We start from the raw sequence: 17920 nt of genomic DNA on the forward strand, positions 1-17920 counted from the left end.
AATTTAGAATGCAACCTTTTTTAAATATATTTATTTATTAAATTTTGATACTTCTAATTCATTTGAGATAGCTATATTGTATACATAAGCATTAGAAACTTCATTAATAAACTTTTCTTCAAAGTTCTTTTTAATATCTAATAAATTTAGCTTTTCATGATAATCCATAATGAATGATTTCATTCCTTCAGCATCATCTAATGCTTCATATTTATAGTAATTTAATGCTTCATCCTTCATACCACATGACTCTTTGAGAACATTGTATATAGTTCTTCCTCCAAAAAGATCTGCTAAAAATCTAGTATAAGCATGTGCTACTAATAATTCAGGCTCTCTTTCGCTTAACTCATTAAGTCTTTGAATATAAGCTTTTGTTGATGCTAAAAGTTTCATTGAGCTAAGTCTACTACCAAATAAAACTCTCAAATCCTTATATATTGCCTCTGAACGATAAACTTCCATTGTTGTAAACTCTTTAACTATACGATTTTTATCATGCTTTTGCAAATTAAATTCTAAGGTTTTATAAATTTCATATAAGTTAAATAGATACTCTGAATAACTTTCTACTGAAACAGTACCTTCCTTTAACTTCTTTAAAATACCCGTATTCTCAGCCACATCATGTAACGCATTACTATTTTTTTTAATCTCCATCATTAAAGAATCCATATTAGAACTCATAAAAACACCTTCTTAAATATTTTATTCTAAAATTTTTAACACGGCACAACCCTGTTTATGGCTAAATAATAGTCTTTTAGAAAAAAACATTCAAACACCTTATTTACTTAATTTTAGTTGCAGGAACCCAAAAAAGGCCTTTATAAATAGTATTTAGTTATATTTCTCACATTCTCTCCATAATGATTGTCTATTAATTATTCCTTTACACTATGTTTAATAAGATGTTTTTATGTTAAAAAACTCCATAGAATATGCTTCCGAGTATTCCGGATATAATTATCGCTATTATAGGATGAACTTTCTTAGATAGTAACAATGCGCCTATTATAAGTGTTATTATTACAGATTTAATATCAATATAAGCATCCTTTGCTAAATCAAAAAATGCTTGTATTATCAAAGCTATTAGTACAGGCCTCATTCCAAGTAATGCACCTCTTAATACCTTTGATTCTTTAAATTTTTCCATGGCTTTTGATGCAATAGATACTAAAATAAAAGACATAGTTACCACCCCTAAAGTTGCAGCTATGCTCCCAAATACTCCTGAAACTTTATATCCAACAAAAGTTGCTGAATTTATTGCCACAGGCCCAGGTGTCATCTGTGATATACCTATTATGTCCATAAATACATTATTATTTATCCATTGATGATTCTCTATTATTTCTCTTTGGATAAAAGGAATCATTGCATATCCTCCACCAAAACTAAATGTTCCTATCTTTAAGAAAGTAAAGAATAATTGTATTAATATACTCATCTACTCCACCTTCTTCCTTAAAAATACTGCTCCATATAAGGCTGCTACTACTATTACTATAATAGGATTTATTTTAAAAATTATTAATGCTATTAATGCTATTACTAGAATTACTCCATTTCTAATATTCTTATCAACACCTTTTGCTAAGCTTATAACTCCAGTTAAAACTAGTATTGGTACAGCTGCTGATATTCCCTTAAATACAAGGTTTACATAATAATTATCTCTAAATTGCATAAAGAATGCAGCAATTATAAGGATTATTAAAAATGATGGTAATGCAACTCCAAGAAGTGCAATAACCCCACCGATTACGCCTGCTATTTTATAGCCAATAAAAAGAGAACAATTTACGGCCATAGCACCAGGAAAGCTTTGGGATACTACAAGCATATCCATAAATTCTTCTTTAGTTACCCAACCTTGCTTATTTACAACTTCTTCTTCAATAATTGGAATCATGGCATAACCACCACCAAATGTAAATGCACCTATCTTAAAAAATGAAATAAACATCTTTAAAACTTTATCCACAATATTTCCTCCATCTTTACTTTTATATACACATATTTTATCACAAACCCGCATATTTAATTTTATAAATACTTTTCTATATTACTTTTTAACGTATTGTTACTATATATACCTATTAACTTTTTATAATCAGTAAACTTATTGAATACTAATAAATTAAATTTTATTTCATTTATAATCTATATTATATAATTTAAATTCATTCATAATATTTTAAATACACTATCCATATACTTATCTATATCTTCCTTATACCTTAACAACATATAGAATCAAAAAAAGCGTGGACTTAAGTCCACGCTGAGATTTTGGGTTTGTGTTATTTATAAAAAAATCTATTCTTGTTCTAAAATGATTTTTTTAGCAGTTAAAATTGATGAAGCACTCATTGAGAATTCATCTAGTCCGTATTCAACTAATGTTGGTATAGCAGCTTCGTCTCCTGCCATTTCTCCACACATTCCTACCCACTTGCCATGCTTATGGGCTCCATCTATAGTCATCTTTATTAATCTAAGTACAGCTGGGTGCATTGGATTATAAAGATATGATACCTTTTCACTCATTCTGTCTGCTGCTAATGTATATTGAATTAAATCATTAGTTCCAATTGAGAAGAAGTCAACTTCTTTAGCTAACTCATCAGCCATTACAGCTGCTGCTGGAATTTCAACCATGATACCCCATTGAGTTGTATCTGAGTATTCTTTTCCTTCAGCTCTAAGTTCAGCTTTACATTCTTCAACTACTTCTTTAGCAGATCTAAATTCTTGTATTCCTGAAATCATTGGGAACATTACAGCAAGATTTCCATATACTGAAGCTCTAAGTAATGCTCTTAATTGAACCTTAAATATTTCTTTTCTATCTAAACAAAGTCTGATTGCTCTATATCCTAAGAATGGATTCATTTCTTCTGGTAATGGTAAGTATGGTAATGTCTTATCTCCACCAATATCAAGTGTTCTTATAACAACTTGGTTTCCATTCATATTTTCTAAAACATATTTATATGCTTCAAATTGCTCATCTTCAGTTGGAGCATTGTCTCTATCCATATATAAGAACTCAGTTCTGAATAGTCCAACTCCATCTCCTCCGTTAGCTATAACACCGTCAACATCTTCTGCCTTTCCGATATTTCCGCAAACTTCAATTCTCTTACCTGACTTAGTTACAGTCTTAACTTCGATAAGCTTCTTAAGTTCTTCTTGTTCAGCTAAGAAAGTTTCTCTCTTAGCTTCATATTCTTTAATTGTAGCTTCATCTGGATTGATTATAGCTATACCTTCAATACCGTCAACTATTACTTTGTCTCCAGTTTTAACTGAAGTTGTGATATCTCCAAGACCAACTATTGCAGGAATTTCTAATGTTCTAGCCATTATAGCTGAGTGTGAAGTTCTTCCTCCAATGTTAGTTAAGAATGCTACAACTTTGCTTCTATCTAATTGTGCAGTATCTGATGGAGTTAAATCTTCAGCAACAACTATAGTATTTCCTTCTGTTATTGCGAAAGCATCTCCGCCTCTACCTGATAAATTTGCTATTATTCTCTTTGAAACGTCCTTTATGTCAGCTGCTCTTTCTCTCATGTAAGCATCTTCCATTGATTCGAAAATCATAACGAAAGTGTTTGTTACATTTTCAACAGCTTTCATAGCGTTTAATTGATTATTTTCTATTTCCATAGCCATAGTTCCTGTGAATTCTGGGTCATCAAGTAAAGTTATGTGTGCTTCAAACACAGCAGCCTTTTCTTCTCCCATTTCTACAGCAGCCTTAGCTTTTATTTTCTCTAATTGGTCTCTTGACGCATCTAACGCTTTTTGTAATTTTTCCTTTTCTAAAGTTACATCTGTAACCTTTTCATCAGTTATAATTATTTCCTCATGCTCTTGTAAGAATACTTTTCCTATAGCGTATCCTTTTGAAGCAGCAATACCTTTTTTCATAATAAAATCCTCCTTAATTATGTTACCTATTAAAAAAATTAAGTACATAAATAAAACTGTTACAATTTAACAAGTCTTATGATAACTTTTACATATTAAGTACAACCCTTATCAATTATAACATAATTTTTTTCCTTGTTAATACCTTATAAGATATTTTTTGTCCAAAAATAATGGATTATTTATATATATTTTTGAATTTTTTACATATTTATTCTCTAAATTAACATTTATCCACAAAATTTTACATATACTATCATATATTGAAATTTAAAGAATATTTGTTTTTAAAAGTTTTTTAATATTTTATATTTATATATTTATTTTCTACAAATTCACTTAATTTAATGTGCTCTTAAAAAATAAAAATAAGCTAGATTTAAAATCCAGCTTATTTTTCAAACAATAATCTATATATAATTTAAGGGTTTTTAACTTTAATTATTAATTTATTATTTTGTTTCCATCATAGCAAGAGCAATTGCACCTAGAACCCCAGCTTGACCTTCTAATTTTGCTTTCTCTATCTTGCAATTATTTAATATAGTGCCTAGACATCTCTTTTTCATCTCATCATTTATTTTGTCAAACACTATTTTTCCTCCACCTGTAATTCCACCACCAATTACTATCATATCTGGATCAAATATATTTGCGTAATTAGATATTGCAGCACCTAGATAAGATAATGCTTCTGATAAAATTTCATTTGCTACTTTATCTCCCTTTTCTGCTTCTATAAATACTTCTTTTGCTGAAATATTTTCATACTCTCTTAATGATGTTTCAACTCGGCTTTCTAATGCTTCTATAGCAGCTTTTTTAATTGCAGTTCCTGAAGTCATAGCTTCAACACACCCTCTATTTCCACATCCACATCTTCTTCCAGTTGTACTTATAGTTGTATGTCCTACTTCTAAAGCATTTGCTGTACTTCCTCTATATATTTTACCATTTAATATGGCCCCACCGCCTACTCCAGTACTGGCTGTAACATATATCATATTCTCTGTATTAACTCCAGCTCCAAACTTAAACTCTGCAAGTGTAGCCACATTTGCATCATTATCTAAATATACTGGTACATTAAACTCATCTTTAATTTCTTTTACTATATTATAATTTTTAAACGGTAAATTTGCAGGCTCTGCAATTAATCCATTTTTTATATCAAGTGGTCCTGGTGAACCTATGCCTATAGCTTTTATATCATCTATATTTATATCTTCTAATACATTTCTTATACTACTTTTTATCTTTTCTACAATTTGCTCAGGTCCTTTGTTAGCTTCTGTTCCAACTATTATTTCCTTTAAAATAGTCCCAGTCTCATCTGCTAATGCTGTATATATCTTAGTACCACCCAAATCAACCCCTACAAATAACTTCCCCATAAAGTGACTCCTCCCTTAACCTCATCTATTTTTTATTAGTTAAAGTAAATTTATACTTTTTAGAATACTGTGTATTGTTCCTCTTTATCAAAAATATGAAGCTTATCTAAATCCATAACATATTCAACAGTTCCTTTTGTATTTACATTATCAGCTGTTGCTGTTTTTATTATCATTGTTCTTCCTTCACTCTTAAGGTATAAGAATGTTTCAGCTCCTAAGTTTTCTGATACATCTATTTCAGATTTAAATACTACGGCACCTTCTTTTTCTACATCTTCTCTCTTACAACTTATATTCTCTGGTCTTACTCCTACAATAACATCTGAATTTGCATGATTTGTTTCTCTAACTATCTTAGCTTTATCTGCTGGAAGCTCAACTTCATTATCTAACATCTTAATAAATACTTTTCCATTCTTTTCATAAGTTGTTCCATAGAAGGTATTCATTTGAGGACTTCCAATAAAGCTTGCAACAAACATATTAGCTGGATGATCATATATTTCTTTAGGTGATGCAACTTGTTGAATAACCCCATCTTTCATTACTACTATTCTTGTTCCAAGTGTCATAGCTTCTGTTTGGTCATGTGTTACATATATGAATGTAGTTTTTAATTGCTTATATAATTTTGCTATTTCTGTTCTCATTTGAACTCTTAATTTAGCATCTAAGTTTGAAAGCGGCTCGTCCATTAAGAATACCTTTGGATGTCTAACAATAGCTCTTCCCATAGCAACTCTTTGTCTTTGTCCCCCTGATAGAGCCTTTGGTTTTCTATCTAATAAATGTTCTATATCAAGAATCCTTGCAGCTTCTCTTACCTTCTTTTCTATTTCCTCTTTTGAAGTTTTTCTAAGTTTTAACGCAAAAGCCATATTATCATATACAGTCATATGAGGATATAACGCATAGTTTTGGAATACCATCGCTATATCTCTTTCCTTAGGTGCTACATCATTCATTAGCTTATCCCCAATGTATAATTCTCCATCTGAAATTTCCTCAAGTCCTGCTATCATTCTAAGAGTTGTTGATTTACCACATCCTGATGGTCCAACAAATACTATAAACTCTCTATCCTTTATTTCTAAATTAAAATTATTTACCGCCTTAAATCCGTTTTCATATCTTTTTTCAATATTTTTTAATACTAATCCTGCCATTTTAATTGCCTCCCTAATCTATATTCCACTAAAATTCAATGGATTTATTCTCTTACACATTGATATTAATTTCTTATCCATAGCTACTTTAAAACCTATAAGTTGTGAATTCTTCTGTACAAATATTATTTGCTCTCTTAATCCACTATCATCTACGCATGCTTTAACAAGCTTTGCTCCATTTTGATTTGCCTCTTCTACACCTTTTACATTTACTATATTTTTAATATCTAAAGTTGTTATAATTTTCCTCTTTTTCTTATTCATTATCTTAGTTATTACTAACTCATTTTCTGTTAATTCATATTCGTATTCTAAGAACATAGCTCTTGCTATAAGACCTAATATTATATATCCAACTATGAAAGCTATAACTCCAAATAACCCAACTATTACTGCTGCAATCATTGCAAGTACTACTAATGTATTTCTTGTAGTCTCAAATTTTTTTTGAAGCTTTCCATAATCTTTGGTTAAGAATTGCTCATAAAAATTATCCATTTATCTCCCTCTTTTATATATAAATTTATATCTAAACTTATTTTTTAGCTACATATAGAAGTTCTATCTCCTTTAGTAAACTATCCAAACAATTATTTCTTTCAATTTTAATAATTATATTCATAAATAAAATTTGCTAATGCACCTATAAGATTTGCATCTTTTTTATGGGTACATGTTGCTATAGTAGGTCTAACCTTTGCTATTTCTATCTCTTTCATTAAGAAATCTATCTTCTCATTTATTCTCTCTATAAAATCTTCTCGCTCTGATATAGCTCCACCTAATAATATTAATTCGGGATCATAAACATATTGAAGATTAAATATTCCCTTTGCTAAATTTAAATAAAATGTATTTATCACATCAATACATAATTTATTGCCATTCTCTGCTTCATTAAATACTTTAACTCCATCCCATGAATCATCTTTATACTCTTCTCTCACTTTTCTTACAAATGACATTGTTGATGCTACTTCACTAAAGTTTCTAAACTTTCCATCCTTATCTTCCATTATCATATATCCAAACTCTCCACCATGAAGATGTTTGCCATGATGTATTTTCCCATCGTGGACTATAGCTCCACCTATTCCTGTTCCGCAAACTATGAATAACATATCTGAAATATTTGCTCCAGATCCATTAAATGCTTCTGCAAGTGCTGCACAGTTTGCATCATTTTCTATACTTACTGGTAAATTAAATTCTTGTCCTAATATTTCTTTCCAATTTGGGCCATGTATATAAGGTATTGCACTTGCACCACCTATCACTCCGCTTTTTGTATCTACTGCCCCTGGAGAACTAATTGCTATACCTTCAATTTCAAATTCCTTCTTTGCTTCATATATCCAATTTAATAGTGTCTCTGTAAACTGTTCTAAATCTACTCCTACTTTTAATGAATTTCTATGATGTATATTTCCTTCTTTATCTAAGACTCCAACCTTTATTGCAGTTCCTCCAATATCTATACAAGCTATCATGCTATAAATCCTCCTTACACCTTTTAAAAATTCCTATTCTATCTGCAATTAGTATTACTTTTTGTTTACTGCTAATCTTTTTATGTAGTGAAATTACTAGTATTTTTATAGAAAGGGAGATATTATTTCATGTTAAATGAATAAATATCTCCCACTTCTAAATTAATTACTATCCTAAGCTATAAATTTATTTATTATTAGTCTTTTTCCACTCATCAACTTGAGCTTGCATTTCTGTTATTATTTTATCGATTCCTTGTTCTTTTAGCTTAGCGTTTAATTTTCCTAGATATTCATCAACATCTACTGAACCACTATAAATAGTTGCTTTAAATTCTTCTAAAACATTATTTACAGCTGCAATTTCAGTGCTTACTTTTGATGGATCAAATTTAAATCCTAATATTGGTGATACTTTTGCAGCATCATTGAATGCTTCAAATTCTTTCCACTTAGTTTCAGGCTCATCACCTACAATATAAGTCTTAAATAAATTTCCCATTGCAAAGTATGGAACATCGTATTTCTTTTCTTCTGGATTTATTAATTCAATTTTCTTATCACCAGTCTTTTTGTAATGAGTACCTTCAATACCGTAGTTTATTAAGTTTCTTAAATACTCATCAGTATTTAAAAGATTTAAGAATTCAACAGCTTTTTCTGGATTCTTAGAGTTCTTTGATACTGCTATCATTGATCCTGTTGTTGAACCATTAGTAATCCAAGTATCAGTGATTGTTGAAGAAACAACTGGATATTTTAAATCCTTTGACCAGATTGCATCTGCATAAGGTTGTCCATCAGCTTTAGTTACAAATCTCTTCTTAGCTTTATCATCTTGAGCTGTAGCTGAATCTGTATTTATATATCCTGCTTTATAGTATCTTCTTAATGTTTCTAGTGCTTTCTTCATTTCTGGAGTTTCAAACATATTCTTGATCTTTAAATCTTTATCGTTAAGATCTATTCCAACTGGATCAACTAATTGATCAAAGAATGTTGTAAATGAGAATCCCTTAGTTATATATAAAGGTGTCACATTTGGCTCTTTTTCCTTTATAACTTTTAACCATGGCTCTAAATCTTCTAAAGTATGAATATCTTTGTATGGTATGTTATACTTGTCTACATATTCTTTAGTGAATACCCAGCTTGGGGCTACTCCTAATTCCTTTTGGTTAGGTATAGCATATGTCTTTCCATCTATCTTTGCTCCATCCCAGAATCTTTGATCTATTTCTGCTTTCATATCTTTACCTTGATTATCTAAGTAAGGATCTAATTCTAAGAATGCTCCCTTTCTAGCATTTCCTAAATAGTCACCAGCCCATGAACAAGTAAATGCTAAATCATAATCTTCTCCTGAATTTATTACAACTGACATCTTTTGGTTATAATCACCAAAATCTACGAATTTCATATCTAAGTTTACATTGATTTTTTCTTCTAAGTACTTATTGGCTTCATCAAGTACCAATTTTAAATCCTTTGGCTCCTGCCCAATTGAATACCAAGTTAATGTAGTTACATCACCATTTTTTCCTGAAGTTTCGGTTGATTTTCCACAACCAGTTAATATTGTTGTAGTCGTTAGCACAGCACATGCAGCTAGTGCAACAATCTTTTTAAGTTTCATTATTTTTCCTCCCCTACCCTTATTAAACATCTTTAATAACGTTTACAATTAAAATTATAATATATCCATTTATTGTTTTATAGTGTACATATTCAACATTTACTTAAAATAATCTCACTTTAAATATTAAATACATCTTAAATAATTTGCTATATATCTTATTACATCTCTAATTCTATATAATTCACTTTCTTTATTTCGTTTTCTCCATATAAATGAGTAGTCATAAAGCCAAAGTTCAAATTTTTCCGCTAAATTCTTTTCATTATTTCCCTTTATCTCATCTTTACTATTTTGATTTTTAGAAAGCAGCATAATAAAAAATTCATTTATTAAATTTATTCCTCTTGCAGATACTATAAACTCTTGAACATCATGTTTCTTATCTATATTTTTAGCTAATAATGTAAGTGTTTTCTCTATATCTTTTCCTTTTTCGTAATTTCCTTTTATCTCTTCTATATCTAATTTTAAAAGCTCCTCTCTTTCTTTAGGACGTTCTTTAAATCTCACAAGTTCTGACCAACCTACCTTTTGGCAATTCCCAAGCTCTTTTAATAATGAAATTAACTTAAGTGACTCATCCCCGTACTCTAATAAAGATATTGCTTCATATGCTTTTTCAAAATCTTTTTCTATATTTGGATTCCATGATAACGAAGCACCATAAGCCATTCCTGGAACTGAATTTGATAGTAAATTAATATGTCCATAATCTCCCCAATCAGTGTTTAATACTCCTGTAGCTCCATATTCCACTCCATAAGATACCATTCTACTTATATTTTCAAATCCATTCTCTATAAGATTCATTAAATGACTCCATCCACCTACTCCTGGACATACATACTGCTCTAATCCACTTTCTGATATTTTTTTCGTATCATCGTCCTTAACTTTATACCAATAGTTCCAATTTAGGCATATAACATCTTTTGGTATATCACTCATTAATTCTGGATGATTTAAGATTACATCTCCCCAGAAAAACACCTTTTTATTATGTTTCTTAACTAAAGATATAACTTTGTTTAAAAATGTAGTATAAAGTTTTCCGACTCCAAGTTCTTCTCGAAGCTCACTACTCTTTCCTTTGCCTAAATCAAAAGTTTCATCACAACATATATTAAACTTATTTGAACTAAATAATGGAATAAATTGATTTATCATATCAGATACTAACTCAAAACTCTTTTCATCACTTACATTTAAAGTATGATGAGCCATTCTATCAATAAATGAGTACTCTATATCCTTACTATTTTCCAATTCGCATAAATCTCCATATGATTCTGTACGAAGTACTTCATATAAATGTCCAAAAGTAGATAGTGATGGTATTAGTTCAACATGTCGTCTTCTACAATACTCATCTAATAATAATATCTCTTCTGCTGTTAGTGGATCTTTATCTATCCATACTTCACTCATTCCTTCAAATGCAAAAGTATGCTCTATATATAATTGAATTTGATTTATTTTATAAAAAGAAGCCCTATCTACTAATTCTTTTAATGTATCTAAAGTTGGAACCTTCCCCCTTGTAACATCATGATAGTATCCACGATTTTTAAAATAGGGTTCATCCTCTATAAGTATTCCTGATATAACAGCTCCCTCTTGTCTTATTAATTGTATTAATGTTTGTACCCCATAGAATATTCCTGATCCTTGTGCTCCTTTTATTTCAATACAATCATTTTCTACTAAAATCTCATATGCTTCATTTTTCAATGAATTTTTTCTAGTGAATCTTATAGTACCTCTTTTATAACTTTCTTCAAAGCATTTGTTTATTGGTACTTTAAAACCAAATACACCTTCTATTTCTTTTTGTAATATAATAGCTGCTTCAAGTTCATTAAAGTCACAATTATGACCTATACTAATTTCTGTTCCTCTTTCTATGTTAAATTTATTCGTTGTTTTTTTATAACTTTTAGGCGTTGGTATTAAATACATCTCTTCATCTCCTTGTCATTTATGAGGGTCACTTTGTGACCCTCTTATATTTAACTAATATTATCTTCTCTTTTTTAGTAAGATTAATCCTACTAAAGTTAATAGTCCAGACATAGTGAAAATCTTAAGTGGTATAGTGAACCCTGTTGAAGGTAAAGTTTCATTGGCTTGATCTTTATCAGGATTCTTATTTGGTTTTTCATCTTGATTATTACCCTGGTTTTCATCCTTATCTCCATTCGGTTTACTGTTATCATCTCCTTGTTCCGGCCTATCTTCCCCTTGATCAGGTTTATTTTCTGTATCTTCTTTTATCTTATTTAATGATAATTTTTTAACCTCTTTATCAAATGCCTTCTCTATTTTGATTTCATATTTATTATCATCCTTCTCATATCCTTTTAAGTTTCCTGTATATTTAATGGTATAAGTTCCTGGATCTAATTTTGTTGTCCCAACTCCATCATCATTTGTAGTTATTTTACCTACTACTTTATTATCTTTTAAAACTTCATATACAGCATCTTTTATTACAGAATTTCCTTTGCTATCTTCTACTTTAATTTCAACTTCCCCTTTAGTTGAAGCTTTCTTATCACTTGTATATGCTAATTTAAATTTAGGAGTTGTCTTCATTCCTTTTCTACTAACTTCAAGAATCAAATCTCCTCCATCATTATTAAGCTTTATTCCTTCTAATATTGTTGTATCTAACTCAGCAGCTACGCTAACTTTAGTTGGGAATATATCATCCTCATTCTCATAGTAACTTAATATATCTCCAGGTTTTAAATCTCCAGCTTCTATAGTTCCATAATATTTATTATCTAATGTCCTTGGCGCAACTTGATACTCATATATTTTAAACTTATCTGGTATAGGAGTAACCTCCCAATTTTCATTTTCATAAGCTGTACTAAGCTTTATACTAGTATCCTTTCCTTCAGCTTTGGTTGTAAAGAATACTCTACCTTCTTTTGATCCAAAATCTAAATCATCAAATATTACTATTCCATCTTCTGCTGAAATCTTACTTGCAAATGGTTTTGTATCATTAATATTTTTATATAAAGATACTTCTTGACCTACTGGAACATTTTTTGCAACAAATCTATCCTTTGCTCCTACATTGTTAAATGCCCTTACTGAATTTAAAAATATATTTTCAGTTTTTGGACTATGAGCTTCCTCAAATAGTTGGAATTCATACAGTCTTATAGCCTTCCAAGGTGATAGTCCTGGATGATCTATCATTATTCTAAAATACCTTCCCGTTACAGGTTCTTTTAGATTTCTATCCACAATTCCCTCTGTATTATCCACTACAGTGTCCACATCTTTATAAGTTTTTCCACCATCATTAGAAACTTGAAGTCTAAAGTCTTTAGTATTGGTAAGCTTATCTTCTCCTCCAGCCTCCCCATGCATAGTAACCCATCTTTTAATTGTCTTTTCTTCTCCTAGATCTACTTCAAGCCATCCACCGAACATATCAGTAGTCGTACACCATTTACTATTATTATCAACAGTTCCATCTACAGCTTTATATGCTGGCTCACCTGCATTTTCAGAACTTGCTCTGACCTTTTTATTTAGTGCAACGTTTACAGGAACTTCTTCATTCGGTACTTCTGTATCATTTTCTCCAATATTCCAATTGAATTTTAATTGTTTTGCTTTTCCTCTATTATAATTTTTATCAACTGCAACTACTTCGAAATTAAATGATTTCTCATTATCATATCTATTAAATGGAGCTATATAATAAGAATCATTATATGTTGATCCTACATATTCCCTCTCTCCATTTGGCTTAATTCTATATATTTCATAAAAATCTGCACCCTTTACATCATTCCAATAAATTTTAGCTTCAGCCTTCTTTGAATTATGAAGAAGTGACTTATCTAAAGTTATCTTACTTGTAGCTTCTAGGATCTTATCATTATTTTTTTCTTCTATAGATATGTTTCCTACATTTATTTTGTAATTATTAATATCTTCTGAACTATCAAATTTTAAAGAAATCGCAGATACTCTTTTCCCCACATAATTAGCTAAAGAAATTTTTGCAATATTCCATTGACCTGCTTGTCCATCTTTAACATCAAAGAATACAAAGTTTTCATCATCATAACTATCTCCAAAGCATAAACCAATCTTCATATTATTTTCTTTTAAAGGTGTCTTATATACAAGAGATAGTTCTGTTGATGAATCTACTATATTTAAATTCGTACTATACAGCTTTATATGATTTGGATTTTTACTCTCTAAATTCCCTTCTATCTTTAATGAACTTCCTCCATTATAAGCATCATTTCTATCAAAATCTGGCTTTAATTTTGATCCATTTGACTCAACCATCCATCTCCATGTTGGTAGATAATCTTGTATTGCCCTATTATTCCACTCTTTATCTCTTGATAATTTTCCATCTATATAATAATCTTTTCCATGTCCTAAATTAAAGTTAGTAACAAATGGTAAGCTATTAATTGCTGATTTGTCAGCTACATAATTTGAAAGTCCAACCCATTTTTCGCTTGTATCAGTATTTGCTGGATCACCTGTAGGTCCAACCCAGAATTTCTGATCGTGTTTATAAAAATCGTCAACATCCTTTGCCATAGAAAAAGTTGAATTTGGACAATACATTGCTAGTGATGTCTTTAATTTCCCATTTTCATCTAGAAGATGTTCTACGGGGAATTTATCATTATATGCATTCTGTTGAACTTCAACACCTGCATATACATCATATTGGCTTCTGCCTACACTTTTTGCAGTATCAACACTCATATCAACTTTACTTTTTTCTGGAAAACTAGTTGATGGCATATCCCAATTATAATTTAGGAAAAACTCATCTGTAACTCTCTTACCTTCATTTTGGAAAAAGCCTACGTTTAATGGATTCAAAGAATCTTGATATTTAACAGGACCTTCTGTAGTCATTGAATCATACCATCCAATCCTTATATCCGGCGCAGTTTCTTTCATATAAGTAAAGAACTCAACCATAAGATCAGCATCTTCTTTACTACATCCATAACTTTCTTGATTTATAAACCATCCATCAAATCCATAAAACCTTGCCATCTCTATCATTTTATCGGCTACTTTAAATTTTCCATCTTTATCTTTAGCTAAAAATTCTCTTATTTGTTCAACATGACCTTCCCCAGGCCCCCATGGAAAACCTACTGTTCCAAGTACTGGCACTCCATTTTTATGACCAGAATCTATTACATCAGCTGTTGGCACTAAGAATATTCCCTTACTTGTACCTCCCCAATACACATAAGAATCAACATATTGCCAATATGAAAAAGCATATGCATTTTCTGTATCTCCCCCCTGAGATGGCGCATTATCTGACTGCGGATTTGTTAGTGCACAATTCATAATTTTTGCATCCTTGTTAGCATTCTTATTCACTACAGGACCTGTAAATCTGTCCTGTAATTTTATACTTCCTCTGTTGTATCTTGCATTCTCATCACTTTCTGGACTCCATTCAAGTAAAGTCTTTATACTGTATCCATTCCCTGTAGGCTGTAGTGTATTCCCTGCCTTTTCTTGAGTTGATTTTTGATACATTCCTTTCACATAATTGGTAGTTTCTTTCGCAACAGCATCAAGACTTGGAGCCATTGATGCTGTAATTGCAAGTGCTAATGCACAAGCTAATGGTCTTTTAGATGCGAAGCTTCTTTTAAAACCTCTAGTTTTATTTTTGTTTGGTTTGATGGACATTGTTATTTTCCCCCTCTGCTTTAAAAAATTTATAATATTGTCACTTGATCTACGAACATAAAAGCTGGACCTTCTCCTGCCATTATGCTCCAATCTGGACATAGACCTTCACTCTTTGCAAATATTCTTATATAACGTATATTCCATACGCTGTCTGTAGATATATTCTTAACTCCAACTTCTGTTCTAGGTACAGAGTTTTCATTATATATGCGATCTATTCTTTTAAAAGCTTTTCCATCAACTGACACCTCAAAATCCACATACCTCGGATAGTATATCCAAGCCCTGGTGTCTTGTAAGAAACCAACTGTTATACTATTTATCTTTTTAATCTCACCTAAATCAACAGTAACATCCATATCTTCATAATATCCAAGCCAATTACCATCTGTATAATCTGAAGTTCCCTTATTACCATCTATAAGATCATATACACCTTTTTTATTAAATTTATCAATATCCACTGGCTTGGTATTACCTATGATATCTTTTATAGACATTGTTTTATAAAGTCTTCCCTCTACGACTTCACTTTCTTTAAATCCATCTTTAAAAGCAATAGCTTTTATAGTTGATTCTTTACCTAAAATTATAGGGTTTTCATAAACAGGAGATTCTATATCTGGGGTACTTCCATCTACTGTATAATGAATCTCCCCATCCTCCTCATTGTTTTCTATTTTAAATATTTGAATATCATCATTTTTGCTAAGTATTACATTTGGAATTATATTAGGCTTTAAAGCTCTAAGCTTCATCTTTGAGTTTTTAGTAATTCTTTTATTTATAGGAATATATTTATCTATGGATTCTATATTTTCGGCAAACTCTTTATTTAGGAATTCCCCTGATTTATTAGGTATATTATTTTTGGAAAGAACTATAGTAATCTCATTTTTTTCACTAATTATTAGGATACTTCCATCATTTTTCAATTTAAAATCACCATCATCTAATGAAATTCTATATTCAAATCCATTATGATTACAAATTAACATCTTTCTGTTTAAATCTTTCAAAACTGGCAACTTATTAATATGAATAGCTAATTTCTTATCATTGCTAGAAATGCTCTTCATAGATATATTTATCTTACTTTCATTACAGTTTATTATGACAAAATTATAATTTTCACATTTCCATTCTATATTATAAATAGATTCCCCATTTGTTGAAAACTTAGGTTCTTTCCCCTTTAACCTTTGAATTTTATTTTCACTATCTAAAGTTATAAAATCTATTGATGCACGAGACTCATCATCACTCCACTTATGCGCATTTAATATAGGCAATGAATCAAATATACTTTCATCATCATCTAAAGTATCATCATAATATCTAGATTTATAATTTTCATTAAACAAATGTAAATCTCTTATAGAAAGTTTATTATCTTCCCAAAGAAAACTTACTCTATAAAACCTACTATTGTACCAAAGTGTTCTCAAATTCTCATCTTTATTCCAATCCTCTGATGCAGCAAAAGTTGTTGGAGGAGTTAAATTATATTTTTTCTTATACCACTTACCTGTTTCCTCTAAAGTCTGAACTCTTACCGCTCCCATTCTTTCAAGTTCTGCTATATAAGGAATTTGAAGTTCATATCCCTTTCTCATTGTATTCCATAAAAATGTATTTTCTTGACCTACTTGAACATAGGAAAATCCTAAGACGTCTTCCTTTGTAAATCTATCAAGTATCCACTTTACCCATTCTTCCGTTTGTCCAATTACGGAAGCTGGTTCTAAAGTATGTACTCCAGTAACTGATTTTCTTAAGCCATCTTCAAAACTATATATAGGATCTGGTCCAAGCATTCTAAATATAGGTATATCTATTTGCATTTCTGTTCTTTGCGCTGGAATGTACTCATTAAATTTACTTGGATAATATCCTTGGTTAAAATAACCTCCCCATAGTGTAAACCCATCTGTTCCAATTTGATCTCTACATAAAGCCGCCGCTACTACTCCATATTTTTCTTTAAAGTAATTAAGTGTAATTATATCTATTACCCATGATCCGACGGTCTTTGGGTAATATCCAAATATTTCTTTAAAATCCTCCATATAAACATCAACCATTTTCATTCTATCTTCTGGTTTATATCCTAGTGAATATCCTATATTTACATGGTCATCTACTGGAGTTTTTCCCTTCCACTCTACATTAGACTTTTTTGCAAGTGTCTCATCAATTTCCCACCACACTGCAACTTCATCATAATCATCTATATTTTCTTTGATAAGATTAGAATATTTTTCATCCATAAGTGCATCATATTTTAATGCATATGTTGCCGGCAGATTATACCGTTTTAATGTTTCCATTTGATATAAAACTGTATCAAAATCATCCTTTACAAACTCTCCACTAGGATAAACTGTTTTTCTTATAAAATTATAAATATTTACTATTGTAGGAGCTCTATCTCTTGACTTCATAACTCTACCTCCTGCTAGTATCACTATACTAGCTTAATTAACTTTTTAGATATATAAATAGAAGTATCTACTCATTTATTTATTCGTAGATACTTCTATGATTTCTTCTATATTC

The 17920-nt window shown here is 30.3% G+C and carries 12 protein-coding genes; all 12 read right to left on the reverse strand.

The window, feature by feature from the left end; translation table 11 throughout:
* Window positions 1–30: 30 nt before the first annotated feature.
* The 12 genes from K5V21_RS04415 to K5V21_RS04470 all read right to left on the reverse strand — a co-directional run bounded on the left by K5V21_RS04415 (window position 31) and on the right by K5V21_RS04470 (window position 17805).
* The gene (locus K5V21_RS04415; protein ID WP_245000641.1) at window positions 31–687 is read right to left on the reverse strand and encodes a biliverdin-producing heme oxygenase; all 657 of its coding nucleotides are present in this window, start codon (window positions 685–687) and stop codon (window positions 31–33) included.
* A gap of 235 nt (window positions 688–922) precedes the next feature.
* Window positions 923–1453: a chromate transporter gene (locus K5V21_RS04420; RefSeq protein WP_221859531.1), complete on the reverse strand. Its 531-nt coding sequence runs from the start codon at window positions 1451–1453 to the stop codon at window positions 923–925.
* A complete protein-coding gene (locus tag K5V21_RS04425) occupies window positions 1454–1990 on the reverse strand; it encodes a chromate transporter (RefSeq protein WP_221859533.1) in 537 nt (178 codons plus the stop codon).
* 335 nt (window positions 1991–2325) lie between these two features.
* Complete coding sequence (ptsP, locus tag K5V21_RS04430; protein WP_221859535.1) at window positions 2326–3945, reverse strand: phosphoenolpyruvate--protein phosphotransferase; 1620 nt, start codon at window positions 3943–3945, stop codon at window positions 2326–2328.
* A gap of 452 nt (window positions 3946–4397) precedes the next feature.
* Window positions 4398–5339 carry an ROK family protein gene (locus K5V21_RS04435; RefSeq protein WP_204595574.1) on the reverse strand — a complete coding sequence of 314 codons (942 nt, stop codon included), beginning with the start codon at window positions 5337–5339 and terminating at the stop codon, window positions 4398–4400.
* A 59-nt stretch (window positions 5340–5398) separates the two neighbouring features.
* Window positions 5399–6508 (reverse strand): ABC transporter ATP-binding protein, encoded by a 1110-nt coding sequence (locus tag K5V21_RS04440; RefSeq protein ID WP_221859537.1) that lies wholly within the window; start codon window positions 6506–6508, stop codon window positions 5399–5401.
* Between the two features lie 18 nt (window positions 6509–6526).
* Window positions 6527–7009 (reverse strand): hypothetical protein, encoded by a 483-nt coding sequence (locus tag K5V21_RS04445; protein WP_221859539.1) that lies wholly within the window; start codon window positions 7007–7009, stop codon window positions 6527–6529.
* A 107-nt stretch (window positions 7010–7116) separates the two neighbouring features.
* On the reverse strand, window positions 7117–8001 hold the full coding sequence (locus tag K5V21_RS04450) for an ROK family protein (protein WP_204595577.1): 885 nt from the start codon (window positions 7999–8001) through the stop codon (window positions 7117–7119).
* Window positions 8002–8188: 187 nt separating this feature from the next.
* Window positions 8189–9640: an ABC transporter substrate-binding protein gene (locus K5V21_RS04455; RefSeq protein ID WP_221859678.1), complete on the reverse strand. Its 1452-nt coding sequence runs from the start codon at window positions 9638–9640 to the stop codon at window positions 8189–8191.
* Between the two features lie 123 nt (window positions 9641–9763).
* On the reverse strand, window positions 9764–11599 hold the full coding sequence (locus tag K5V21_RS04460) for a beta-N-acetylhexosaminidase (RefSeq protein ID WP_221859541.1): 1836 nt from the start codon (window positions 11597–11599) through the stop codon (window positions 9764–9766).
* A gap of 60 nt (window positions 11600–11659) precedes the next feature.
* Window positions 11660–15358 (reverse strand): endo-beta-N-acetylglucosaminidase, encoded by a 3699-nt coding sequence (locus K5V21_RS04465; RefSeq protein WP_221859543.1) that lies wholly within the window; start codon window positions 15356–15358, stop codon window positions 11660–11662.
* Window positions 15359–15387: 29 nt separating this feature from the next.
* A complete protein-coding gene (locus K5V21_RS04470) occupies window positions 15388–17805 on the reverse strand; it encodes an FN3 associated domain-containing protein (protein WP_221859545.1) in 2418 nt (805 codons plus the stop codon).
* Between the last annotated feature and the right edge of the window lie 115 nt (window positions 17806–17920).

This window comes from Clostridium sardiniense, assembly GCF_019753795.1.
Taxonomy (GTDB): domain Bacteria; phylum Bacillota; class Clostridia; order Clostridiales; family Clostridiaceae; genus Clostridium; species Clostridium sardiniense.